Here is a 20,513-nt window from a genome sequence, read left to right as displayed (position 1 = left end):
GGATGCCCCAGGGCTCGGTCAGTTGTAGTGCCCCATGTGAGCCCTGGAGGCTAAGCCAGTCCCGCGGAACTAGCTTGTGCGTTCCTTAGTTGAATACCTGACGCGATGCTCGCTCAACATCAACGTCGTTATAGCAACCAGCACAGGTACAAAGGCAAGCGCACAGATAACGGTCCAACCGTATCGATTCAATATACCTCCCGATGCAAACGAGCCGAGTACCATGGCGCCAAAGACAATGAAATCATTGAGCGCTTGGACACTGTTTCTTTCGCTTGTTTTATGGCTCTGAAGGACGAGCGCAGAGGCGCCGACAAAACCGAAATTCCAACCAATCCCTAGAAGCACTAAACATAGATAAAAGTGGTAGGACTGCACACCGGCAAGCCCGACAGCAACAGAAGTGCCGGTTAACATCAACCCCATCAACACAACGCGGTTTGCCCCAAAACGGTGGATCAGATTTCCAGTGATAAAACTGGGTGCGTACATTGCAATTACGTGCCACTGCAATGCCAGATTCGATGATTCCAGTGAAAGATCCTCATGCTTCATCGCTAGTGGGGCCGAAGTCATCAGGAAATTCATCAAGGTGTAAGTTATGACGCCACAGAGCATGGCGTTGATGAGTCGAGGCTGCCGAACAATCACCGCAAGCGGGCGACCTGGAGTACGAACAGCCGCCTCATGGCGTGGCAAATTGACACCTAGTAGCACCGCCGCCGAAACCACTGCCATTAATGCGGCCGCAACGTAAGTGGCGATAAACAGGTGTGACTCCCATAGGTCCATCGTATAGGTGACCGTCTGTGGGCCTAGTACACCCGCCACTAGCCCGGCAGCCATGACGATTGAAAGCGCCCAGGGCTGCCTGTTTTCTGGAACGCATTCTGCGGCGGCGAAACGAAACGTCAGCACCACAGCGGCATAAGCGCCACCAAATAGCATCGCAGTACAGAAAATGAAGAAGGAAGACAAATAAATGCCAATCGCAGCCAGCACTCCCATCAGGATGCCGCACAACGCTCCCAGCATAAACACGAGACTGCGCCCATAGCGCTGCGCAATGGCACCGGCAGGTAGCGTGCAGCTCGCCATGCCCACGACAAAAATGGAGATAGGCAGCGTCGCCAATGCTTTATCCGGTGCAAGCATGTCTCCCACGATAGCGCCGGTTGCATAGACGATGACTGAGTTACCACCCGCCAATGCCTGGGCGGTTGCCAGTCGAAAAATGTTGCTGTTCCCAGATGTGGCTGACACGACTTCTCTCCCTTGAATGAATCGTCCCTTAATGCAGCTGCAGCGTGCCGATTATCAATGAACACTAACGACCGCGCTGCCCCTTACGATATCCAAGCGCCGGTACCGGCGCACTTCATCGACAAGGGCCTCCCGACAGCGGGTCTGCTAGCCCACGTCATGATGGCCAAGTTCGCCGACCATCTGCCGCCTATTACACACCGCCGTACTGATACACGGTCGCACTCCAATACTGGCTGCCGTTACCTTTTTGGCGAGCCCATCCGTCGGCTACCAGTTGATTGGCGATCATTCGATTCATAAAGCCATGACCGAGCAGCAGAACCGGTCCATCGCTGGCAAGGGACTGCAATCGTTTGGCTGCGGTGCCGGCGCGGATCCTCGCAGTGCCGGCGGATTCGACGTTGCGTGAGTAACCGCACAGCCATAAGACTCGAAGGATAAATGCCCAGTTAAACGGCGATAGCCGTGGCAGTTTCCAATGACCACAAGGCAGTTGTGCTTCGCAGAAAAGTGCGTCGACCAGTGCAGGCTTCAGGCCGAGCGCTTGGACGGAGGTCAGCGCACGAGGCGCGCTGCTTGAAACAATCACCGTGGCGGTTGCGGCGAGTTGCATACTGGCATGCGGGACCGGGTGGTGGGTAATTTCCGATCGGTCGTATTGCTCGATCCAGTCTTTCATCTCGAGCGCTGAGATCTTGTCGGTTGCGGCGAGTTTTGGCTGGCCGTGACGCATCAGGATGATTTCCCTGTTCACCATTTTACGTCCTTGTTCTGGTGTGTGGTAAATGACCAGCAAGTGCGGTTTCGGGAGCTCAAGGTACGCCTCGCGTACCCGCATAAAACCGCACAATGAGGCTCGAGATTATCGGCTTTGGGACTAGACGGTAATCCCGTCTGCGAAAGTCAGTTGTCGACCATGACCGATGAGCTTTTTTTCTTCGAGGCGCGCGCACTGTGCTTTTCAAACCAGCCGTGATCGCGGTACCACGCCACGGTGTCAGTGATTGTCAGCTCTAGCGCCCGGAAACTCAGGCCAAGCTCCTGTTCACTCTTGCGGTGGTTGAAGCAGGTGCGGTACTCCTCTCGTATCAACAGGCGCAACGTGGCCATGCTCAACAGAATGGGCTTGCCGGTCAGGCGCGCATAGATCTCCTGCACAGTCGCCAAGGTGTATAGAAAGGGCAGCGGTAGTTGTCGAACGGGTGTCTTGACGCCAGCGATACGTCCTAGAACAGGGACCAGCTGACGCATCGTCATATGCCGGCCCGCCGCGAGATAGCGCTCACCTCGTCGGCCCTGTTTGGCGGCAGCAATCAGCGCCCCTGCCACATCACGGGCATCGACAACGGAGAAGGTGCCAGGGATCAGCCCGGGCAACTTGCCGTTCACGACATCGTTGACCAATTGTCCGGAGGAGGTCGGGCCAATGTCGGCAGGACCCCACATCCAACCGGGCAGGACCATGCAGGCATGCATCTCGGGATGTGCTTCCAGGAACGACAAGATGACACGGTCGGCGAGGATCTTGCTGCGGTAATAGTCATCCGCGTCGGCGTCGGCCCGCAGACATGTCTCATCGATGGACATACCAGGTGCGCCGTCGAGCACAGCAATGGAAGACGTATGGACGAACCGTCGTATACCGGCGCGGTAGGCCTGGTTAAGCAGGCGCCGCGTACCAGACACATTGATCTTTTCAAGTTCTTTCCAGTGGCTGCCGCCCTTGTAGTTATCGCGAAAGAACGCCGCGGTGTGAAACACCGTATCGCAGCCTTGCAGCGATGCTGCGAATCCGTCGACATCGGCCATGTCACCAACGACCAGCTCCACCCCCGGCAGATTGTTGAACTGCTGTTCACCTTTGGCTCTTGAGCGGACCAGGCCTTTGACCGTGTAGCCACGAGCGACCAATTCACGCACCAGGTTGTTGCCCAGCAAGCCGGTTGCTCCAGTAACAAATGCGCTACGCATGGCTCAACCCTCACCCTGTTCGGCTAACGGCATCAACACCGCACTGTCGAAGAAGGCCTCTTCACGGATGGCCAGCCCGTTTCTGAAGGTGAAGTGTGCGGCGTAGTGCACGGTAATATGGCGTCCATGGGGTGGAATCACCCGGCCTGGCAGCACCAAGGGTGCGGCGAAGGTGCCGGTCAGTAAGGCAGTCAGCGCCAAAAGATCGTCAGCGACCATGAATGGGGTGAAGGTCACTTGGGCATCAGGGAACGCTTCGAACAGCGCAGTCTCTCGTTTGCGCATGGATTCGCGACCGGTTTGAATCCCCATACCATCGAGGTAGATGAAGTCTTCGCAAACCAACGCAAGCATCGCCTCCACATCACGGCGATTGAAGGCTCTTGAGGCGCGCTCCGCATAGTCGTTGGGGCCAGTAGTCATACAATCCATTCCATTCGTTTCGAGGGCCTGTAGATATACCTTTGAGGCCTCTGCCGAAAAACAGCGACTACTGCATAATGGATTTGCACATATGCAGACCAGGGAGGACAGGACGCATGGCGTTGCAAGCAAATTGGGACGATCTTCGTCTGCTGTTGGCAGTCTCGCGGCGTGGCAGCTTCCTTCAAGCTGGCCAGTTGCTGGGTATCGCGGCGTCTACCGTGTCCCGCCGCCTGACCCAACTTGAGGTCGCACTGGGCGAGCCACTCGTCGAGCGCGGCGTTGAAGGATGCTGGTTGACCTCGCGGGGCCAATCCCTCGTGGAAGTTGCCCTGGCTGCGGAAGCTGGCTTGAGGCGTCAAACCGCTGCTGGCATATCCGAGCTGCACACAGAGCTATCTGGCAGTGTCCTGGTCAGTGCAGGAGAGGGGTTCTCGTCTTGTGTGCTGGAGGCCGCGAGTCGCTTCACTTCTCTGCACCCGCGTTGCTCGGTGGAGCTGATGGTAACAGCCGACTTTCACAAGATCGTCCGCGGCGTGGCAGACATTGCGGTACGTACAGCTCATCTGGGTGAGCCGTCGCTGATTTATCGACCAATAGGCCGGCTCGCCTACGGTGTCTTCGCTGATGCAGGTTATCTGAAGCGGTTTCCGGGGGTGACCCCGGCCACTGCGGTCAATATTGCCTTGCTTCCCCCGCTGGACATGTTGCCGCAAATGCGTGCGGTAAAGGCCGGTGGTCTGGACCGCGCGCAGATCAGCGTGAACTCGTTCGCCGTGCAGCTCGAATCGGTGAGGCGAGGTATGGGGGTGGCTGTACTGCCCCGTATATTGGCGAAGGATCTGATCGGGTTGTTCCCGGATCTCCACCTTCCAGATATGGAGGTCTATCTGGTGACCCGGCCACAGGCATTAAAGCAGGCCCACATCAAATGTTTTTTTGCCATCCTGGAGCAGGTGCTGCTCGAAGCCCTATCCATAGAAAATGTCGAAGGTTACCTCTTAGGGGGCGACCCGTGAGTATCGGAACAATAACGATCTCTACAGCGTATGGGCCACCGTGCTCGGGCATGTATGGCAATTCGAAGGAAGACGCAATTTATCCAACCTGTTTCGAGGATGAGCAGCATCAAAAGCTGGATGGCACTAATAAACATGCCCTGCGCTTTACGCCGGGCCAATTAGCGAGTGACTATTTCTGGCCGATTGCTGCCCGTAGAGAAGACCTCGCGCATCGCAGGTAATTGTCTCATTACACTGTGGTCAGCTTACTGAGCTTGCTCTGGTGAATTGCATGAAAGTCGGCGTGATTTCCGATACTCACGGTTTGCTCCGCCCCGAAGCCCTTGCTGCCCTGGAGGGATGCGAGCAGATCATTCACGCCGGCGACATTGGTAGCCCCGAGATTCTTGATCTATTGGCATCTATAGCGCCATTACACGTGGTGCGTGGGAACAATGATCAAGACGCTCCGTGGGCAGCCAATTTCCCTGATCTTCTACGCTTCGACGTCAACGGATGGCAGGCGCTGTTGGTACATGACATTGCCGATGTCCCAGTCGAACTAGATACAGGCATAAAGCTGGTGATCACCGGCCACTCCCACAAGCCACGGATAGAATGGCGTGGGGAACAGCTATTTCTCAATCCAGGTAGCGCGGGACGGCGACGCTTTAAGTTGCCAGTGACGCTGGCTCTGCTTGAGATAACGCCAACCTCAATTGAACCTCTACTGATCCACTTATTGGAGTGAAGAGCGAGGGGCTACAATCGATCACTAGTTGGCGCAAACCCAGCGGGTACAGAAATGACTTTTGCTCACGATGTGGCTCGACCATGCCTAATGCTCTTCGCGAGACGCCTTACTTCTGGATACCGCTTGGACTTCTCGATGTCGAGCTGCGCATGGAGTGTGTTGGAGATTTCTGCACCGATGATTCCATGTCGTGGGATGAACAACGCTCGGGAAAAAGTTATCACGCCGCCCCAGAATCACTTGGATTTCTTCTGCATGAACTCCAGGTCAACAATGATTGACTCAGGAACTTGGGGTAAACGGACAAATTGATAGCCTGGCCAAAACTCGGCTCTTCGATAAAAACGAACTGCAGGCCATGGGCAGTGAAGTACAGCGATAAGCCCCCGTTTTCCACTGGCCGCCGGTGGGCACACGACGTTACACGGTAGCCAGTCAGTCGAAGCCTGCGATCTGATTTGTTTTGCCCAGTTTTCAATGATGAGCGCCGCAGGGTAAGCACAGGCTCGCTCTGGTCTGTCTGTATGGACCACTTCCGATAGTGTAGTGTTGGCGCTACAAAGGATGCTCCAGGCTTTTCGTTTCTTCCCAGGATGGATGTATACTCAATGCTCAAGTTCAATGCTCATCTCGGTTTTCAATTCAATGAGTTGCCTTTTCTTCAACGCATCGAAGCCGCCGCTGCCGCTGGATTTCGGGCGGTGGAGTTTCCGTCGCCCTATGAATTCGACGCCAGTCTCCTGGCCGACCACTTGGCTCAATACGCTCTTCCTCTGATTCAGTTCGCCGCACCGGCGGGTGTCACCAAAGGCATTGCTGCCCTGCAAGGCAAGGAAGAAGAGTTTCGCGCTGGCCTGGTCCAGGCCGCCAGTTATGCAAAGGTGCTGGCTTGTTCGGATGTCCACATCATGTCTGGAATTACGACGCAGGAAGAGGCTGCGCTTATCTTCGGGAGCAACCTGGAGTATGCAGTCAAGTACTTCGAAGATCAGGGGTTGCGGCCCCTTATCGAAGTGATCAGTTCGAAGGAGATGCCGGGCTATTACATGTCTGACTTCAGCAGGGCGCAACAGGTGCTGGAGACCTTCCCGAGTGTTGGGCTGATTCTCGATCTTTACCATGCCCAGCTTTTGACCGGAGACGCAGCAGATGTTCTGGCTCGATTTTATGACCGAACCGTCCATGTGCAAATTGCTGACTGTCCGGGTCGTCACGAACCGGGAACGGGGAGCATCAACTTTGCTGCCTTGTTCACGGCGCTGGAGCAGCGTGGCTACCCAGGATGGATCGGGTGTGAATACCGTCCTTCTCGCTCTACCGTTGCGAGCCTTGACTGGATTAAGCAGCTAAGGACTTAGCACTTGCGGGCACGAGTTACCCTGATGCACTCCTCAGGTGGAGAATTTTGAAAGGCGCTTGATGGCCGATACCCATCGATCGTTGAGGCCCGCGATTCGATGGTCCGTACTGACGGCTATTGATCCAGTGCTAGTCGTGGCTCTGATTATGGGAAAATACTTCTTGAATGCCCGGCAATAGACTGGGTTTTGCGATGAGCGTGGAGCGCTTTTCAAATACCCACTCAAAGGATGAGCACATGAGCCGTACCGGCCATATCTGCCTGATGGCGACCTATAACAAATGGATGAACGTAAAGATCTATGGAGCGGCCAGGTGCTTGTCCGATGATGAGCTCTCAGCTGATAGAAAAGCGTACTTCAGGTCGATTCTCGGGACGCTAAACCACGTGGCAGCCGGAGACACTGTGTGGCTAAAGCGATTCGCCAAACATCCAGCGAACCACTCGGCATTGGAGCCGGTGAGGCGACTTGCTGATCCGAAAAACCTTGACCAAGCGTTGTTCTCTACTATTCGAGAACTCTCAGTATATCGAGAGTGGCTTGATCAGATAATTGTCGAATGGGCTAACTCTATTACAGAGTCCGATCTAGACCACACCCTCCATTACGCCAGCTTGAAGGGTGTAGTGTCCGACAAGGATTTTTACGGCCTGGTGATGCATTTCTTCAACCATCAGACCCATCACCGTGGCCAGGTTACTACGCTGCTTTCACAGGCCGGTGTCGACATAGGTGATACAGATTTAGTCGTCCTCATCCCATCCCGATCCAGCGTATGAAGAAAAGCTGGATACCAGTATTGAGAATTCACAGCCAAAGAGGGCAATTCGATTCGGATCGCACTGATTGCATGGCTATTGCCCTGGCTTAATCCATGACGAACACCTTCGCACTGAATCGCCCCGAGTTCGCCGCTGACATACATATCATCGGAATGCCAAGACATGCTCCTCAATCCGAAATCTGGTCATCGAGTGGTGGCGGGTAGTTATTTAATTTTAATGATGACCTTGCCTTTTGATCTTCCTTGTTCGACATAGCTCAACGCCTCGACTGTCGATTCGAAAGGGAAGGTTGTGTCGATCACCGGCTTAATGATGCCGGACTCGATGAGAGCAGTGATTTCACCCAGTTGAGCACCACTGGCACGCATAAAGACGAATGCATAGCTGACTTCTTTTTTGCGCGCTTTTCTGCGGATGCCGCTGCTCAAAATACGCATCACCAAACCCAATCCCCAAAACAGTTTTTGCTCTTCAGCGAACTGTGGCGTCGGCGGCCCGGAGATGGAAATGAGCTGCCCCCCAGGCTTCAGAATGGTGAGCGACTTTTCTAGCTCATCCGCGCCCAAGCTGTTCAATACGACGTCGTAGTCTTGCAAAACGGTTTCGAAGTTGTGCTTCTTGTAGTCGATGACAATGTCCGCTCCCAGTGCCTTGACCCAACCCACATTGTTTGTGCTGGTGGTGGTCGCGACGAAGGCACCCAGATGCTTGGCAAGCTGGATGGCGATGCTGCCGACACCACCCGAGCCGGCGTGAATAAACACCTTTTGTCCTTTTTTCAGCCTGGCGGTTTCAACCAGCACTTGCCATGCCGTCAGTGCAACCAGCGGGAGGGATGCGGCCTCTTCCATGCTGATGTTTTTAGGTTTCAACGCGAGTGCGTCTTCGTGCACCGCAATCAGCTCGGCGAATGTGCCTATGCGCTCCTGAGGAGGGCGTGCGTAGACTTCGTCACCTGGTTTGAAGCGCCGCACACCGGATCCAACGCTGACCACGACCCCAGCCAGGTCATTGCCCAATATCAACGGGAATGAGTACGGCAAGATCAGTTTGAATTCGCCTGTACTGATCTTTGAATCAAGCACGTTGACGCTTGTGGCATGCACTTGAACCAGGACGTCATGGGCACCCACCTCAGGTACGGGCACCTCGGCTACACGGCCATTATTCTTGCCGTAACGGTCGATTAGAAATGCCTTCATGTTGATTCAACTCTCGTAGTTTCAAATGGGAATGACGGAGCATCCTCAGGCATCCAGGAATGCCGTTGCTTTCGCCACGAAGTCGGCATGATGTTGGAAAATTCCGCCATGCCCTGCGTCTTCGTAAATGATCAGTTGAGAATTCGGGATCCGGTTCGCCAAGTCAGTAGAGTTCACCGTGGGCACCATGATGTCGTGGTCACCGTTGGCGATCAGCGTCGGTATCTGTATGCGACTGAGGTTCTGCGGGGGCTGCCTGCCCCATGCGTGAATGGCTTTCAACTGCCGCAAAAAAGCGGTTGGCGTTGGATTTTTGTCGCGATCTTTCCTGCGCTCCTTCAGGCGATTCAGAAAATCCTTGGCGGCTCGCCGGCCATTGACCGTCGAGGTGAAGAATAGGTAGGTCTTCGGATCGCGCAACGTCAGCAAACCTTTAAGCATCAATGGCCATGAAACTGACCAGACCTTGTCGATGCCGGTGCCGCCAGCAGGCCCGGTACCGGTCAGAATCAGTCTGCGCACCAGGTCAGGGGCGCTCAGGGCAATTTCCTGGGCCACGAATCCTCCGAGTGAAAAACCCAGCAGGTCGACCTTTTCGAACCCCAACGCACGAATCACAGCGATGGCATCGTTTGCCATTTCGCTGACCGTCGCAGGGGCGGTGCCACCTGATGTGCCGATGCCCCGATAGTTAGTGGCGATGATGCGCCTGGTGCTTGCGAGCCCATCGATGATCCGTGGGTCGAAGTTGTCCAGGACTGCGCCCCAATGATTCAACAAAACCAGCGGCAACCCGTCCTTGGGGCCTATATCACGGTAAACGAACGCCGCTCCATCAACCTTGATCGATTGGGTCGCTGCATTGACGAACGGCGTGCGCGATCCGGGATGAGGTTTTGTGTCTTGAATGTGCATGTTTGCCCCGTGCTGCGGATCGAAAGTGGCAAGTGAGACGCCATGTTGCAGGCGCTTTACATCGAAAGCTGCGCACCAGCGCCTGCTACACGATGATCACGCCTCGGCTTGATAGCGCTCGGCAACATCGGATTGCCGAATCTGCGACAGCAGGCCTTGACGTGCTGCCTGCAAGGCATCCCAGCAGGCGGCATCCTGCAAGGGGGGAATGGTCACAGGCTCGCGACGATCGAAACCGACCAGCGCCGCGTCGACCAGATCACCCACTTCCATGACGTCACTGAGGGTATTGATATCGATGCCCGCTCGCTCCCAGATTTCGGTACGAGTGGCTGCCGGCAGAACGGCTTGCACGTAGACGCCTTTGGGCGAAAGTTCCAGGCTCATACCTTGAGAAAGAAACAGTACAAACGCCTTGGTCGCGCCGTATACCGTCATGCCGAACTCAGGTGCCAGGCCAACAACCGAGCCTATGTTGATAATCGCTCCGTTTCCGGCTTGTGCCAGGCGTGGGGCGATGGCGCTGGCAAGCCGTACCAGTGCGGTAGTGTTGAGCGTGACCAACTGAGCAACGCTGTCGGTGGATTGTTCGATAAAGCTGCCGGATTGTGCGGCGCCTGCATTGTTCACCAGGATGCCAATACTGGCGTCGTCGCGCAGGCGAGCCTCGACCGTGGTCAAATCGCTGATTTGGGTCAGGTCAGCCTGGAGAACATCAATGGTGATGTTGTGTTTCTCACGCAGCCGGGCTGCAAGAGCATCCAGCCGCCCTTTGTCGCGGGCAACCAGTACGAGGTCGTGCCCGCGCTGTGCAAAGCGCTCGGCATAGGTAGCGCCGATGCCAGTGGAGGCGCCGGTAATGAGAACGGTGGCAGGGATGCTCATGAATTGATCCTCAGTTTCGGATATCGATAGGCGAGTCATGCGTGGTGTCCGGAGGACGTGTGTAGACGTGATTTTTAGCCGTGCCGGGTACTGGATTCAGCAAGGGTTGGGTAGTCGATGTAGCCTTCTGCACCGCCGCCATACAGGGTCGCAGGATCGAATGCCGACAAAGAGGCAGCGGTTTTAAGGCGCGCCACCAAGTCCGGGTTACCTATGAAGGGACGTCCAAAGGCGATCAAGTCAGCCTTGTCATCGTTGAGTTGAGAGGTGGCCAAATTCACGTCGTAGCCATTGTTCGCGATGTAAGTGTTTTTGAAGCGTTGGCGCAAAGAACCAAAGTCGAAGTGCGCAATATCGCGCGGCCCGCCAGTCGCACCTTCGACCACATGGAGGTACACAATGCCCAAGGCATCGAGTTGGTCGACAATGTAGTCAAACTGGGCCTGCGGTTCGCTGCTGGAGACACCATTGGCTGGCGAAACTGGCGATATACGGATGCCTGTGCGTTCTGCACCGACCTCGTTTACTACCGCCGCCGTCACTTCCAGCAGTAGGCGAGCGCGATTTTCAATCGAGCCACCGTAGGCATCGGTGCGGATATTGGCACCGTCCTTGACGAACTGATCCAGCAAATAGCCGTTTGCGCCGTGGATCTCCACGCCATCGAATCCCGCAGCGATGGCATTTGCCGCCGCTTGGCGAAAATCATTAACGATCCCGGGTAGCTCGCTGATATCAAGCGCTCGCGGCTCTGAAACGTCCACGAAGCTATTATTGACGAACACCTTGGTCGCGGGACGGAGAGCGGAGGGTGCTACCGGAGCGGCACCGTTCTCCTGCAGGTCAACGTGCGATACGCGTCCGACATGCCACAGTTGCAGGAAAATTCGTCCGCCTTTTGCGTGGACGGCATCGGTGACCTTGCGCCAGCCATCAATCTGCGCTTGCGTGTAGATACCGGGCGTATCCTGGTAGCCCTGTCCCTGCTGCGAGATCTGCGAGGCTTCGGAGATCAACAGGCCTGTAGAGGCTCTCTGGCTGTAATAGGTTGCAGCGAACTCGCTTGAGACGAAGCCTTCTCCCGCACGGTTACGCGTCAGCGGAGCCATCACGATTCTGTTGGAAAGTGTCAGCGAGCCGAGCGCGTACGGCTCAAATAACGTCTTATCGTTCATATCGTTTCCATACTCGTTGATTAATGAGGGCGACATGCGCCGTGCCAGGGAAGATTCGCGTTGGCGTATTTATGATGTCGATCATACTCAAAGCTGTCAATGCTTTTGATTATGATCGACATCAGAGTATGATGAGGGCATTGCTTTGAGATGCAGAGGCGCACGAAATGAAGATCACCAAGGCGCAATCACTCGCCAATCGAGCTCACATAGTTGAGACGGCTTCAGAGCTGTTTCGCGAGCGTGGCTACGATGGCGTGGGGGTGGCGGAGCTAATGGCTGCAGCCGGTTTTACGCAAGGAGGTTTCTACAAGCACTTCGGCTCCAAGGCTGATCTGATGGCTGAAGCGGCAGCGAACAGTCTTTCGCATTCGCTGACCAGTTCCGAAGGTCTCGACGTTGCTGAATTCGTCGATCTTTATGTGTCGAGGGATCACCGAGACGGCAGGGGCAGCGGTTGCACCATGGCGGCCCTTTGTGGAGACGCTGCGCGTCAATCAGATGAGTTGAAAGCCACCTTTGCCAGCGGGGTAGAAAGCACGCTGGCAGCGCTCGAAGAAAAGTACAACGCGAGGCAAGACGCGCCGCAGGATGGGGTACGGGCAAAAATGATCGACATGTTGGCGCATGCAATCGGTGCGGTCATGTTGTCACGCGCCTGCCCAGATGATTCTTCTCTGGCTGATGAAATACTCGAGGTTTGCCACGCTGAGATAATTGCTTCATTGCCGTTGGCTCAGCATTGCCCCGGAAAGTAGGCACCATCTTCCGTGAACGATATTCAGCAGTCTCTCAACTTCGCCCAAAATTCTTCAGCGGATTGGCTGATAGGAGCCGTTGGACGCGTGAGGTGAATTTCCAAGGGGATATCCCAGCTTTCATCAAGAGCTCGTACAAGACGTCCGTCGGTGACTTCCTGTTCGGTTAGGCTCCTTGGTAGCCAGGCCACACCTTTGTTTTCCAGGGCCATGGACATCAGTACCGCAGCGAGGTGACTACTGAATAATGGCTTGAGGTGAAGGAAATCTTCCTTTCCATTAAGCCGGTGAGCCACGATGCGTCCCAACCCGGACTCTTGGGTATACGCCAAGTACGGCAACGATGCGGGCGAACTTTCAAAGTTGGCAGAAGCGCTCGCCAATGGAACGAGAACATCTTCGCCAACCTTTTTGCCTATGAACTGATCAGGGGTCAACAGCGGTGGAACATCCGGGTGACGATGACAAAGCAGGAACTGCACCTGGCCCTGAATCAGCATCTGCTCGCAGACCGCCATGCTGTCGGAATGCAGCCGCACAGCCTCAATGGGAGCGCCGTTTTCCGTGCTTCTTAACCATCTCGGGAAGAAAGTGAACGACAGCGAATGGGTTGCAGCGAATTGCAGAGTCTTGGCAGCCATTCCCGCCACTTCCTGGGCTTCGCTGCGCATTCGGTACAAGCGCCTGGCAGTCTCCTGGGCACTTGGCAAAATCTGCTTCCCAGCCTCGGTCAGCGTTGCACCTTGTGGCGTGCGAACGAACAGTTCAACACCCATCCAATTTTCCAGTGAGCGGACTCTGCGACTGAATGCCGGCTGAGTAACGTGGCGCGCTTCAGCGGCACGAACAAAGCTGCCGTACTCTGCCAACGCTGAAAAATCTTCTAGCCAAACGAGTTCCAAGGGCCATGCCTCCTGTGCATAGGGCTCGGCATTAATAGCATTGGGCGGGTGTCATCGCAAAGCATAACGTGGGGCCACCAACAACAAGAGGAGCCCGTCATGCGTATCGTAGACATCCGTGAAAAAACTGTTTCTATTGCCTCCCCAATTGCCAACGCCTATATCGATTTTTCCAAAATGACCTGCTCGGTTGTCGCTGTCGTCACGGATGTGATTCGCGATGGTAAACCAGTAATCGGCTACGGCTTCAACTCCAACGGTCGCTACGGTCAAGGTGCACTGATGCGTGATCGCTTCCTGGCGCGTATCACGGAAGCTGATCCAGATACTCTCATCGACCACGAGAACAACAACCTGGATCCGTTTGCCATCTGGAAGACTCTGATGACTAATGAAAAGCCAGGTGGTCACGGTGAACGTTCAGTCGCAGTGGGTACCATTGACATGGCTGTATGGGATGCCGTTGCCAAGATTGAAGGCAAGCCTCTGTATCGCCTGCTGGCCGACCGTTATCGTGACGGCGTGGCAGATGACAAGGTGTGGGTCTACGCAGCGGGCGGCTACTACTACCCTGGCAAAGATCAAACCAAGCTCAAGGCAGAAATGCAGAGCTATCTGGATCGTGGCTACGACGTCGTCAAGATGAAGATTGGTGCAGTATCACTGGACGAAGATATCCGTCGTATCGAGGCGGTACTTGAAGTGGTAGGGGACGGTCGTCGACTGGCGGTCGATGCCAATGGCCGCTTCGATCTGAAGACAGGTATTGCATACGCGGAGGCCATCAAAAAGTACAACCTCTTTTGGTACGAAGAGATTGGCGATCCGCTGGACTACGCGCTGCAGGCTGAGCTTGCAAATCACTATGAACTGCCAATGGCTACCGGGGAAAACCTGTTCTCCCACCAGGATGCCCGTAACCTTCTGCGCCACGGCGGTATGCGCCCTGATCGCGACTACCTACAGTTCGACTGTGCTCTGTCCTACGGGCTCGTGGAGTACATGCGCACCCTGAAGGTGATGGAAGAAATGGGTTGGTCTTCCCGCCGTGTAGTTCCGCATGGTGGTCACCAGATGTCCCTGAACATCGCAGCGGGTCTGCACCTGGGCGGTAACGAATCGTACCCGGACGTGTTCCAGCCTTTCGGCGGGTTCGCTGACGGGATTCGTGTGGAAAACGGCTATGTCGGTCTGCCGGATATTCCAGGTGTCGGCTTCGAAGCCAAGTCCGCCTTGTACGCAGTAATGCGCGAGCTGGGCGAAGGCTGATAGCCCTCGAACGGCGGCCTCTTGCAGGAGGCCGCCGTTATCAGGCGTCACTCACTGACGCCACGCCACACGCCCATCACAAAAATAAAATGAGGTGCTCCCGTGGAAATCTCCAAGACCCGCTGGTACAGCCAGCTGTATGTGCAGGTGCTGATCGGTATCGTCATCGGTGCAGCAATTGGTCACTTTGAACCGCAATTCGGAGCCAAGCTCCAACCTTTTGCGGATGGCTTTATCAAACTCATCAAAATGCTGTTGGCGCCTATTATTTTCGGTACCGTCGTCGTTGGTATCGCTAAGATGGGCAGCATCAAGGAAGTCGGGCGGATCGGCGTCAAAGCGCTGCTCTACTTTGAAATCCTTTCAACCATTGCGCTGGTCATTGGCCTTATTGTGGTCAATATCGCAAAGCCAGGCGCTGGGATGAATATCAACGCTACCACGCTTGATGCCAGCGCTATCGCCAAGTACAGCCAAGCCGCCAGTGAGCAGGGCGGAACAATCGATTTCTTTCTCAACATAATCCCGAGTACCTTCATTGGCGCATTCTCGAATGGCGTCATGCTTCAGGTCATCTTGATTTCGGTTTTGATGGGCGTTGCCCTCGTTCAAATGGGCGAAACCAGCAAACCGCTGATCAATACCATCGACCTGTTTCTGCAAGGGCTGTTCAAGATCGTGGCAATGGTTATGCGTCTGGCTCCGATTGGTGCCGGCGCTGGGATGGCTTTCACTATAGGCAAGTACGGAATTGGTACCTTGCTGTCACTCGGCCAGTTGCTGGTCGCGCTCTACATCACGACCTTGATTTTCATCGTGGTAGTGCTGGGTACGGTTGCTAGATGGTCGGGCATGCCGCTTATGCAATTTCTTCGTTATTTCAAAGATGAAATTCTCATCACGCTTGGCACCTGCTCAACCGAAGCCGTACTTCCGCGAATGATGGTGAAACTTGAAAAGCTGGGCTGCAAGAAGTCAGTGGTGGGCATGGTGCTACCAACTGGATATGCCTTCAATGCGGATGGCACCTGCATTTACCTCACCATGGCGGCGATTTTTATCGCACAGGCAACCAATACGCCACTGACGTTTATGGATCAGATGATTCTGTTGGGCGTCTTCCTGCTGACCTCAAAAGGCTCCGCTGGCGTGGCGGGTGCCGGGTTCATAACCCTTGCGGCAACGCTCACAACCATCCACTCCATTCCGTTGGTAGGCCTTGTCCTGCTCTTGGGCATCGACAGGTTCCTCAATGAAGCGCGAGCTGTTACCAACCTGATTGGCAACGGTATCGGCACCATCGCCATTGCCAAGTGGGACAACTCGTTCGATGTAGAAGCCTGTGAGCGTGAAATTGCCGCGATGAAAAACGCAAAGGCGGAGCGTAGAGCGTTAGCAACGCAAAAGTAGTCAACATCGCTTACCCGGTCATTCCTCTTCGGATAGGGCGCAATGACCGGTAGCTATTCGATGCCTCGTTCACATAGAACCATTCAAGCGAAGTTCTCAGTTGAATTGCGATGGAGCCGAAAAAATGATTGAGCGATCCCATCACGAACTACGTAAGGCGTTCGGTGATTTACTTCATGGAACAGTTTGTAAATTTGCCGCATCAGTGTTCGATCCGATCTCGGTTCGAATGGCCTCTGACCTTGGCTTTGAGGTCGCCATCCAGGGTGGATCCGTCGCCTCGCTTCAAGTGCTCGGTGCCCCAGATATCTCGTTGCTCACTCTTGATGAATATGCGGAGCAAGTTTCCAGGGTCGGACGGGCCAGCCAAATCCCAATCATTGGAGACGCTGATCATGGGTTCGGCAACGCGCTCAATGTAATGCGAACGGTAACCGAGTTGCAGAAGGCCGGTGTTGCCGCTCTTACGCTAGAAGATACTCACCTACCGGCCAAATACGATGAGCAAGCGCACGTGCTTATCGAAATGGAAGAGGCCGCAAGCAAGATTTACGCTGCGCGATTTGCCCGGTCAGATGATGCCCTCAGCATCATCGCCCGTACGAATGTGGCCGTTTCCACTTTGGAAGATTCCATCGCACGCACTATGGCCTATCAAAAGGCTGGGGCCGATGCGATTTGCATTGTCGGAGTAAAGGATTTCCAACACTTGGAGGCGCTCACCTCGCATCTTTCCGTGCCAATCATGCTGATTAATTATGGAAACCCTGCACTGAGCGATGTTGAGAAGCTGAGCGCAGCCAATGTGCGGATCGTGGTCAATGGGCATGCCCCATTTTTGGCTGCGATCAAAGCAAGTTACGAGGCATTGCGCGAGCAGAGCGGATCCAAAGGCGCTGAGCTCTCGCTTCCAGAGCTGCTATCAAAATACACGCTGTCGGATAATTACCGTGAGTGGGCAAAGACCTATTTGAAGTCAGAACACGGTTCTAATTGAGCTTGAAGCAGGTGAAATAAAGCATCATGAAAAAAACGATCCTGGCCTTCAGTCGCGTCTCTCCAAGCCTGCTCGAGACTTATAAAGATCAGTACAACATCATTATCCTCAACCCAGAGGATGGTGATATGGACGTTCAGTTTCAAGCGGCTCTTCCCGAGGCCCATGGGTTGATCGGTGGAAATCGCCGTCTGGGTGAGGCCGAACTCGCGTTAGCAAAAAAACTAGAGATTATTTCCAGTATATCGGTTGGCTACGACAACTATGACCTCAGCTTTCTCAATAGCCGAGGAATCATGCTGACCAACACGCCGGATGTGCTGAACGAGACAACAGCTGATCTGGCTTTCGCTCTGATCCTCGCCACAGCACGGCGTATCCCTGAGCTGGATGCCTGGACGAAAGACGGAAATTGGACAAAGACCATCGATGCATCCCACTTCGGATGCGATGTGCATGGAAAGACCTTGGGCATTATCGGTTTAGGCAAAATTGGAGAGGCCATCGCCCGTAGAGGTAGGTTCGGTTTCGGTATGGATATTTTGTACAGCGGCAAAACCCGCAAGCCCAAACTGGAGCAAGAGCTGGGGGCAAGGTTTGTTACACAAGAAACGCTTTTGGGCGAATCCGATTTTGTGTGCCCGGTCGTTCCATTGACCTCCAATACCAGGAACCTCATCAGCCATTCCGAGTTGGCGCAGATGAAGCCTGAAGGCATTTTGATCAACGTGTCTCGGGGCCCAGTGGTTGATGAAGAGGCACTGATTCAAGCACTTGAAGCAAAGGCAATACGGGCAGCGGGATTGGATGTTTACGTGAAGGAGCCTTTGCCGGACTCCAGGCTCTTCAAGTTGAAAAACGTCGTCACTGTTCCCCATATTGGCTCAGCAACAAACGAGACGCGCAACGCAATGGCAAAGCGAGCCCTGGAAAATTTATTGATGGGACTTGAGGGCCAGTGGCCGCGAGACCTCGTAAATTCGCAAGCATTACGCCAATAAGAATTAACTCATTCTCCTCCTATGTGCGGTAGGCACACAGGCACTTATCTCAATGAAATAGGAACCGCTATGCCGCAAGTCATTGTCTATGCCGCTGCAGGTAAGACGGAGGAGCAACACCATCTGCTTCTGAAAAAGGTTACCGAGGCCGTGGTAGCAAGCTACGAAATACCTGCAGAAATCGTGACCGTGCAAATCGTCGAGGCGCCAGTCCATTTAAAAGCGAAGGGTGGCATTCGTTTCTGTGATCGATGAGCTGGAAGCACCGGGGAATAGCCGTGCGGCTTTGGAGGGCACGCTGTAGGTAGATCACTCCGGGGTCATGAGTACCGCCAACGTCATGTTGATGAACTCCTCATTCTTACTGATCGTTTGCAGCGCGCCGCGCACGTTGCCTCCAACCTCACCTGCGCCACGCTTTTCGACCCACAACGTCAGCTCCATGATCGCGGCTTCGAGGGCTAGCTGGTTCTGATTGATCTTGAAGAGCAGGGAAGGTAGTAAGTCAGCATTCGACATCGTGTTTCCTCCATGAAAAGAGGACTGCGTAGCAGGCGGGTGCTATTTCGATTCAAGCCACCTGGCGCCTGAGAAATCCGCTTCCCTAACAGAAAACAGGTATCCGGGCAGATCCGCATAGGTCAGTGTTCAATCGACGCCAACAATTAGGGCTCTTGCGGGCGAAACACATGCTTCTAGGCGCTAACTAAATGGCGAGCGACAGCTTACAGCTGTCCAGGATTTCGTCGGCTAGCAGCGCATCATCTGGGCAGGCCCGCGACAGTACAATGGCTCCGACCGCTTGTGCCAACAATGAAACTGCCTTCGTACGGGCTTCCTTTTGCTCGTTAGCGGATAGCCCGGAACTCAAGCCTGATTGTTGACGCCGATGCCGATTGCCCCACGTGCCGACGCAAGACTGACCCATCTTCAAATCCGCACAAATCCAGCACAGGTATTGGTTCGCGAGGAATCAGATTGGGTCAGTGACATCTCGGTAACTGGGTCAATTCTGCGTCGGCGCCAACACTTTTACTGTCCGCCGGTCCACCCTGTCACTAGCTGAACCAACCAATAGACGGCGATAGCTAGCTGAATGGCAAAACATCCAAAGCGAACATTCACTACTGGGATGCTCAGGGAGTATAGGTGCAGGGAAGATTGCGCGACGCGAGCAGCAAGCAAGGGAAAAGCAAGTGAATCGGTAATTGACGTCTGGTCGGTGGCAAGGGCCAATAGAAGTAGGCCGCCGAACAGGGGTAAACCTTCGACACAATTAGCATGTGCTCGCGCCAAGCGTTGCATGAAGGGTGAGAGATTGGAGTTATCTGGTTTGAACTCGTTTGTGGGAATTCGCTTTAGGACAGCAAGCCCGCCACGTAAGAGCTCCATTAGAATCAGCAGAGCCAATGTCCACCCAATAAAGCCAGTCAGAGCGATAGCAGTCGGGCTGGTCATATCTGTTACACCCATTCATCAACGAAGTAATGCGGTACGAAACCGGAGTGCTATTTCGTGCAATCAGAATAGATGCAAAACGGTTCTGCATCAGGAGCTGTCTGGAATCCCGGGTAGCTAGCTGTGCGACTCGCAAGCGGGCAGGGGAAGGGGGCATGGCAACAGAGCGCCCGCATTGGCGGGCTTCGATTTTTCGAGTGAGCGTCAGTCTTCAGGATCAATCTCTTCTTCAGGCTTCCACCTGGCTATAAGGTCAACCAACAGTTCGGCAATGGCATCACTGCTTTCTTTCAGCACCTCTAGATGCTCGTTGATACGATCTGACACTTCGGTGGAGCCGCGTTGGTCGATCCAAATACCTATCTCTTCAATGGCACAACCTAGGGCCATGATGTTCTGATTGAGTCGGCTGAGTAGGGCGGGGGTAGGATCGTCTGGTAGGGGCATGGCCGCTTTTCCTGTGTCTACGAAAAGCGTAGCAGGCAACAAAAAGCCCGCTCAGTGGCGGGCTTTCTGTACGGGGTCAAATCCTTTTGTCCGTTCAATCTGCGCTCCATTCTGTGAGCGTTTCGTGAAAAGCATGTCGCAGATACGAAAAAGCCCGGCACATTGGCCGGGCTCTCTGTAGATGGGCCAAATCCCTTTGGCTGACTGCATTGTGCTGGGTAAGTGTGACAAAGGTGTGACGAGGCAGATACGAAAAGCCCGGCACGGTTGTGCTTCATGCCGTACGTCTAATGCGGTGAATTCCCTTAAGTGTTCCGACTTCTATGCACCTCAAGGTACCGGATACCACCGGTGGGGCGACCCATTACTACGCGACCACCCTGCCGAAGCCACCTACCTGGGTGAATGGCGCCAAGGAGACGCTGAGGCTCGGTCATCACGTCTTCTTCAAGGATGTGCCGTGAACCCCGCGGCACTGAAGTTTGCGTTTTACCAGGTCGTGCTGAAGGCGCTGGCCTGAACCTTTCCCAACA

At 54.6% G+C, this 20,513-nt stretch carries 23 protein-coding genes and 1 pseudogene; 12 read left to right on the top strand and 12 right to left on the bottom strand.

Translation table 11 applies throughout. The features are described 5' to 3' along the window. Positions 1–69: 69 nt before the first annotated feature. The 4 genes from AC1DVE_RS19515 to AC1DVE_RS19500 all read right to left on the bottom strand — a co-directional run bounded on the left by AC1DVE_RS19515 (position 70) and on the right by AC1DVE_RS19500 (position 3,660). Positions 70–1,263 carry an MFS transporter gene (locus AC1DVE_RS19515; RefSeq protein WP_223455706.1) on the bottom strand — a complete coding sequence of 398 codons (1,194 nt, stop codon included), beginning with the start codon at positions 1,261–1,263 and terminating at the stop codon, positions 70–72. A 193-nt stretch (positions 1,264–1,456) separates the two neighbouring features. Continuing rightward, a complete protein-coding gene (locus AC1DVE_RS19510) occupies positions 1,457–1,999 on the bottom strand; it encodes a histidine phosphatase family protein (protein ID WP_223455747.1) in 543 nt (180 codons plus the stop codon). Between the two features lie 170 nt (positions 2,000–2,169). Beyond that, positions 2,170–3,237 (bottom strand): SDR family oxidoreductase, encoded by a 1,068-nt coding sequence (locus AC1DVE_RS19505; protein WP_223455707.1) that lies wholly within the window; start codon positions 3,235–3,237, stop codon positions 2,170–2,172. A gap of 3 nt (positions 3,238–3,240) precedes the next feature. Continuing rightward, positions 3,241–3,660, bottom strand: coding sequence for a nuclear transport factor 2 family protein (locus AC1DVE_RS19500; RefSeq protein WP_159389643.1), 420 nt, complete (start codon positions 3,658–3,660; stop codon positions 3,241–3,243). A 116-nt stretch (positions 3,661–3,776) separates the two neighbouring features. Between AC1DVE_RS19500 and AC1DVE_RS19495 the strand changes: the two genes are divergently transcribed. From AC1DVE_RS19495 to AC1DVE_RS19475, 5 genes are all read left to right on the top strand, one after another. Further along, positions 3,777–4,679: a LysR family transcriptional regulator gene (locus tag AC1DVE_RS19495; protein ID WP_223455708.1), complete on the top strand. Its 903-nt coding sequence runs from the start codon at positions 3,777–3,779 to the stop codon at positions 4,677–4,679. A gap of 274 nt (positions 4,680–4,953) precedes the next feature. Continuing rightward, positions 4,954–5,412, top strand: a complete 459-nt coding sequence (locus tag AC1DVE_RS19490; protein WP_223455709.1) for a metallophosphoesterase family protein — start codon at positions 4,954–4,956, stop codon at positions 5,410–5,412. Between the two features lie 83 nt (positions 5,413–5,495). After that, positions 5,496–5,696, top strand: a complete 201-nt coding sequence (locus AC1DVE_RS19485; RefSeq protein ID WP_223455710.1) for a hypothetical protein — start codon at positions 5,496–5,498, stop codon at positions 5,694–5,696. 327 nt (positions 5,697–6,023) lie between these two features. Beyond that, positions 6,024–6,773, top strand: a complete 750-nt coding sequence (locus AC1DVE_RS19480; RefSeq protein ID WP_223455711.1) for a hydroxypyruvate isomerase family protein — start codon at positions 6,024–6,026, stop codon at positions 6,771–6,773. Positions 6,774–7,012: 239 nt separating this feature from the next. Continuing rightward, on the top strand, positions 7,013–7,555 hold the full coding sequence (locus AC1DVE_RS19475; protein ID WP_223455712.1) for a DinB family protein: 543 nt from the start codon (positions 7,013–7,015) through the stop codon (positions 7,553–7,555). A 209-nt stretch (positions 7,556–7,764) separates the two neighbouring features. Here AC1DVE_RS19475 and AC1DVE_RS19470 read toward each other — a convergent pair whose 3' ends face one another. The 4 genes from AC1DVE_RS19470 to AC1DVE_RS19455 all read right to left on the bottom strand — a co-directional run bounded on the left by AC1DVE_RS19470 (position 7,765) and on the right by AC1DVE_RS19455 (position 11,738). Further along, on the bottom strand, positions 7,765–8,763 hold the full coding sequence (locus AC1DVE_RS19470) for an NADP-dependent oxidoreductase (protein ID WP_223455713.1): 999 nt from the start codon (positions 8,761–8,763) through the stop codon (positions 7,765–7,767). Positions 8,764–8,808: 45 nt separating this feature from the next. After that, positions 8,809–9,678, bottom strand: coding sequence for an alpha/beta fold hydrolase (locus tag AC1DVE_RS19465; RefSeq protein WP_223455714.1), 870 nt, complete (start codon positions 9,676–9,678; stop codon positions 8,809–8,811). A gap of 96 nt (positions 9,679–9,774) precedes the next feature. After that, positions 9,775–10,563, bottom strand: a complete 789-nt coding sequence (locus AC1DVE_RS19460; protein ID WP_223455715.1) for an SDR family NAD(P)-dependent oxidoreductase — start codon at positions 10,561–10,563, stop codon at positions 9,775–9,777. A 74-nt stretch (positions 10,564–10,637) separates the two neighbouring features. Beyond that, positions 10,638–11,738, bottom strand: a complete 1,101-nt coding sequence (locus AC1DVE_RS19455; RefSeq protein ID WP_223455716.1) for an alkene reductase — start codon at positions 11,736–11,738, stop codon at positions 10,638–10,640. 167 nt (positions 11,739–11,905) lie between these two features. Between AC1DVE_RS19455 and AC1DVE_RS19450 the strand changes: the two genes are divergently transcribed. Beyond that, positions 11,906–12,496, top strand: a complete 591-nt coding sequence (locus AC1DVE_RS19450; protein ID WP_223455717.1) for a TetR/AcrR family transcriptional regulator — start codon at positions 11,906–11,908, stop codon at positions 12,494–12,496. 23 nt (positions 12,497–12,519) lie between these two features. Here the strand turns inward: AC1DVE_RS19450 and AC1DVE_RS19445 are convergent, their stop codons facing one another. Next, entirely contained in the window at positions 12,520–13,398 is an 879-nt protein-coding gene (locus AC1DVE_RS19445) for a LysR family transcriptional regulator (RefSeq protein ID WP_159389630.1), read from the bottom strand. A 99-nt stretch (positions 13,399–13,497) separates the two neighbouring features. Here AC1DVE_RS19445 and AC1DVE_RS19440 point away from each other — a divergent pair, with 99 nt between their 5' ends. The 5 genes from AC1DVE_RS19440 to AC1DVE_RS19420 all read left to right on the top strand — a co-directional run bounded on the left by AC1DVE_RS19440 (position 13,498) and on the right by AC1DVE_RS19420 (position 18,330). After that, positions 13,498–14,667, top strand: coding sequence for a mandelate racemase/muconate lactonizing enzyme family protein (locus AC1DVE_RS19440; RefSeq protein WP_159389631.1), 1,170 nt, complete (start codon positions 13,498–13,500; stop codon positions 14,665–14,667). A gap of 102 nt (positions 14,668–14,769) precedes the next feature. Further along, complete coding sequence (dctA, locus tag AC1DVE_RS19435) at positions 14,770–16,077, top strand: C4-dicarboxylate transporter DctA (protein WP_223455719.1); 1,308 nt, start codon at positions 14,770–14,772, stop codon at positions 16,075–16,077. A gap of 124 nt (positions 16,078–16,201) precedes the next feature. Then, positions 16,202–17,074 (top strand): isocitrate lyase/PEP mutase family protein, encoded by an 873-nt coding sequence (locus AC1DVE_RS19430; RefSeq protein WP_223455720.1) that lies wholly within the window; start codon positions 16,202–16,204, stop codon positions 17,072–17,074. A 26-nt stretch (positions 17,075–17,100) separates the two neighbouring features. Beyond that, the gene (locus AC1DVE_RS19425) at positions 17,101–18,075 is read left to right on the top strand and encodes a 2-hydroxyacid dehydrogenase (protein ID WP_223455721.1); all 975 of its coding nucleotides are present in this window, start codon (positions 17,101–17,103) and stop codon (positions 18,073–18,075) included. Between the two features lie 69 nt (positions 18,076–18,144). Further along, positions 18,145–18,330: a tautomerase family protein gene (locus tag AC1DVE_RS19420; RefSeq protein WP_223455722.1), complete on the top strand. Its 186-nt coding sequence runs from the start codon at positions 18,145–18,147 to the stop codon at positions 18,328–18,330. Between the two features lie 54 nt (positions 18,331–18,384). On the opposite strand, the gene AC1DVE_RS19415 is transcribed toward AC1DVE_RS19420, so the two are convergent. The 3 genes from AC1DVE_RS19415 to AC1DVE_RS19405 all read right to left on the bottom strand — a co-directional run bounded on the left by AC1DVE_RS19415 (position 18,385) and on the right by AC1DVE_RS19405 (position 19,980). Then, positions 18,385–18,594, bottom strand: a complete 210-nt coding sequence (locus AC1DVE_RS19415) for a hypothetical protein (protein WP_223455723.1) — start codon at positions 18,592–18,594, stop codon at positions 18,385–18,387. 513 nt (positions 18,595–19,107) lie between these two features. After that, on the bottom strand, positions 19,108–19,533 hold the full coding sequence (locus AC1DVE_RS19410) for an MAPEG family protein (RefSeq protein ID WP_223455724.1): 426 nt from the start codon (positions 19,531–19,533) through the stop codon (positions 19,108–19,110). 204 nt (positions 19,534–19,737) lie between these two features. Next, on the bottom strand, positions 19,738–19,980 hold the full coding sequence (locus AC1DVE_RS19405) for a hypothetical protein (RefSeq protein WP_223455725.1): 243 nt from the start codon (positions 19,978–19,980) through the stop codon (positions 19,738–19,740). Positions 19,981–20,315: 335 nt separating this feature from the next. Here AC1DVE_RS19405 and AC1DVE_RS19400 point away from each other — a divergent pair. Next, a pseudogene (locus AC1DVE_RS19400) lies at positions 20,316–20,444 on the top strand (cell wall hydrolase); the annotation flags it as partial. Positions 20,445–20,513 lie beyond the last annotated feature (69 nt).

The organism is Pseudomonas sp. P4_B4 (assembly GCF_056402255.1).
Note: the sequence above shows the minus strand (reverse complement) of the source record. Positions and strands in the feature narration are given on the sequence as shown.

Bases quoted from the DNA above. Each gene is read 5' to 3' on its own strand.
- AC1DVE_RS19510 (WP_223455747.1), bottom strand. From the start codon at position 1,999: ATGCGTCACGGCCAGCCAAAACTCGCCGCAACCGACAAGATCTCAGCG.
- AC1DVE_RS19505 (WP_223455707.1), bottom strand. From the start codon at position 3,237: ATGCGTAGCGCATTTGTTACTGGAGCAACCGGCTTGCTGGGCAACAAC.
- AC1DVE_RS19500 (WP_159389643.1), bottom strand. From the start codon at position 3,660: ATGACTACTGGCCCCAACGACTATGCGGAGCGCGCCTCAAGAGCCTTC.
- AC1DVE_RS19495 (WP_223455708.1), top strand. From the start codon at position 3,777: ATGGCGTTGCAAGCAAATTGGGACGATCTTCGTCTGCTGTTGGCAGTC.
- AC1DVE_RS19490 (WP_223455709.1), top strand. From the start codon at position 4,954: ATGAAAGTCGGCGTGATTTCCGATACTCACGGTTTGCTCCGCCCCGAA.
- AC1DVE_RS19485 (WP_223455710.1), top strand. From the start codon at position 5,496: ATGCCTAATGCTCTTCGCGAGACGCCTTACTTCTGGATACCGCTTGGA.
- AC1DVE_RS19480 (WP_223455711.1), top strand. From the start codon at position 6,024: ATGCTCAAGTTCAATGCTCATCTCGGTTTTCAATTCAATGAGTTGCCT.
- AC1DVE_RS19475 (WP_223455712.1), top strand. From the start codon at position 7,013: ATGAGCCGTACCGGCCATATCTGCCTGATGGCGACCTATAACAAATGG.
- AC1DVE_RS19470 (WP_223455713.1), bottom strand. From the start codon at position 8,763: ATGAAGGCATTTCTAATCGACCGTTACGGCAAGAATAATGGCCGTGTA.
- AC1DVE_RS19465 (WP_223455714.1), bottom strand. From the start codon at position 9,678: ATGCACATTCAAGACACAAAACCTCATCCCGGATCGCGCACGCCGTTC.
- AC1DVE_RS19460 (WP_223455715.1), bottom strand. From the start codon at position 10,563: ATGAGCATCCCTGCCACCGTTCTCATTACCGGCGCCTCCACTGGCATC.
- AC1DVE_RS19455 (WP_223455716.1), bottom strand. From the start codon at position 11,738: ATGAACGATAAGACGTTATTTGAGCCGTACGCGCTCGGCTCGCTGACA.
- AC1DVE_RS19450 (WP_223455717.1), top strand. From the start codon at position 11,906: ATGAAGATCACCAAGGCGCAATCACTCGCCAATCGAGCTCACATAGTT.
- AC1DVE_RS19440 (WP_159389631.1), top strand. From the start codon at position 13,498: ATGCGTATCGTAGACATCCGTGAAAAAACTGTTTCTATTGCCTCCCCA.
- AC1DVE_RS19430 (WP_223455720.1), top strand. From the start codon at position 16,202: ATGATTGAGCGATCCCATCACGAACTACGTAAGGCGTTCGGTGATTTA.
- AC1DVE_RS19425 (WP_223455721.1), top strand. From the start codon at position 17,101: ATGAAAAAAACGATCCTGGCCTTCAGTCGCGTCTCTCCAAGCCTGCTC.
- AC1DVE_RS19420 (WP_223455722.1), top strand. From the start codon at position 18,145: ATGCCGCAAGTCATTGTCTATGCCGCTGCAGGTAAGACGGAGGAGCAA.
- AC1DVE_RS19415 (WP_223455723.1), bottom strand. From the start codon at position 18,594: ATGTCGAATGCTGACTTACTACCTTCCCTGCTCTTCAAGATCAATCAG.
- AC1DVE_RS19410 (WP_223455724.1), bottom strand. From the start codon at position 19,533: ATGACCAGCCCGACTGCTATCGCTCTGACTGGCTTTATTGGGTGGACA.
- AC1DVE_RS19405 (WP_223455725.1), bottom strand. From the start codon at position 19,980: ATGCCCCTACCAGACGATCCTACCCCCGCCCTACTCAGCCGACTCAAT.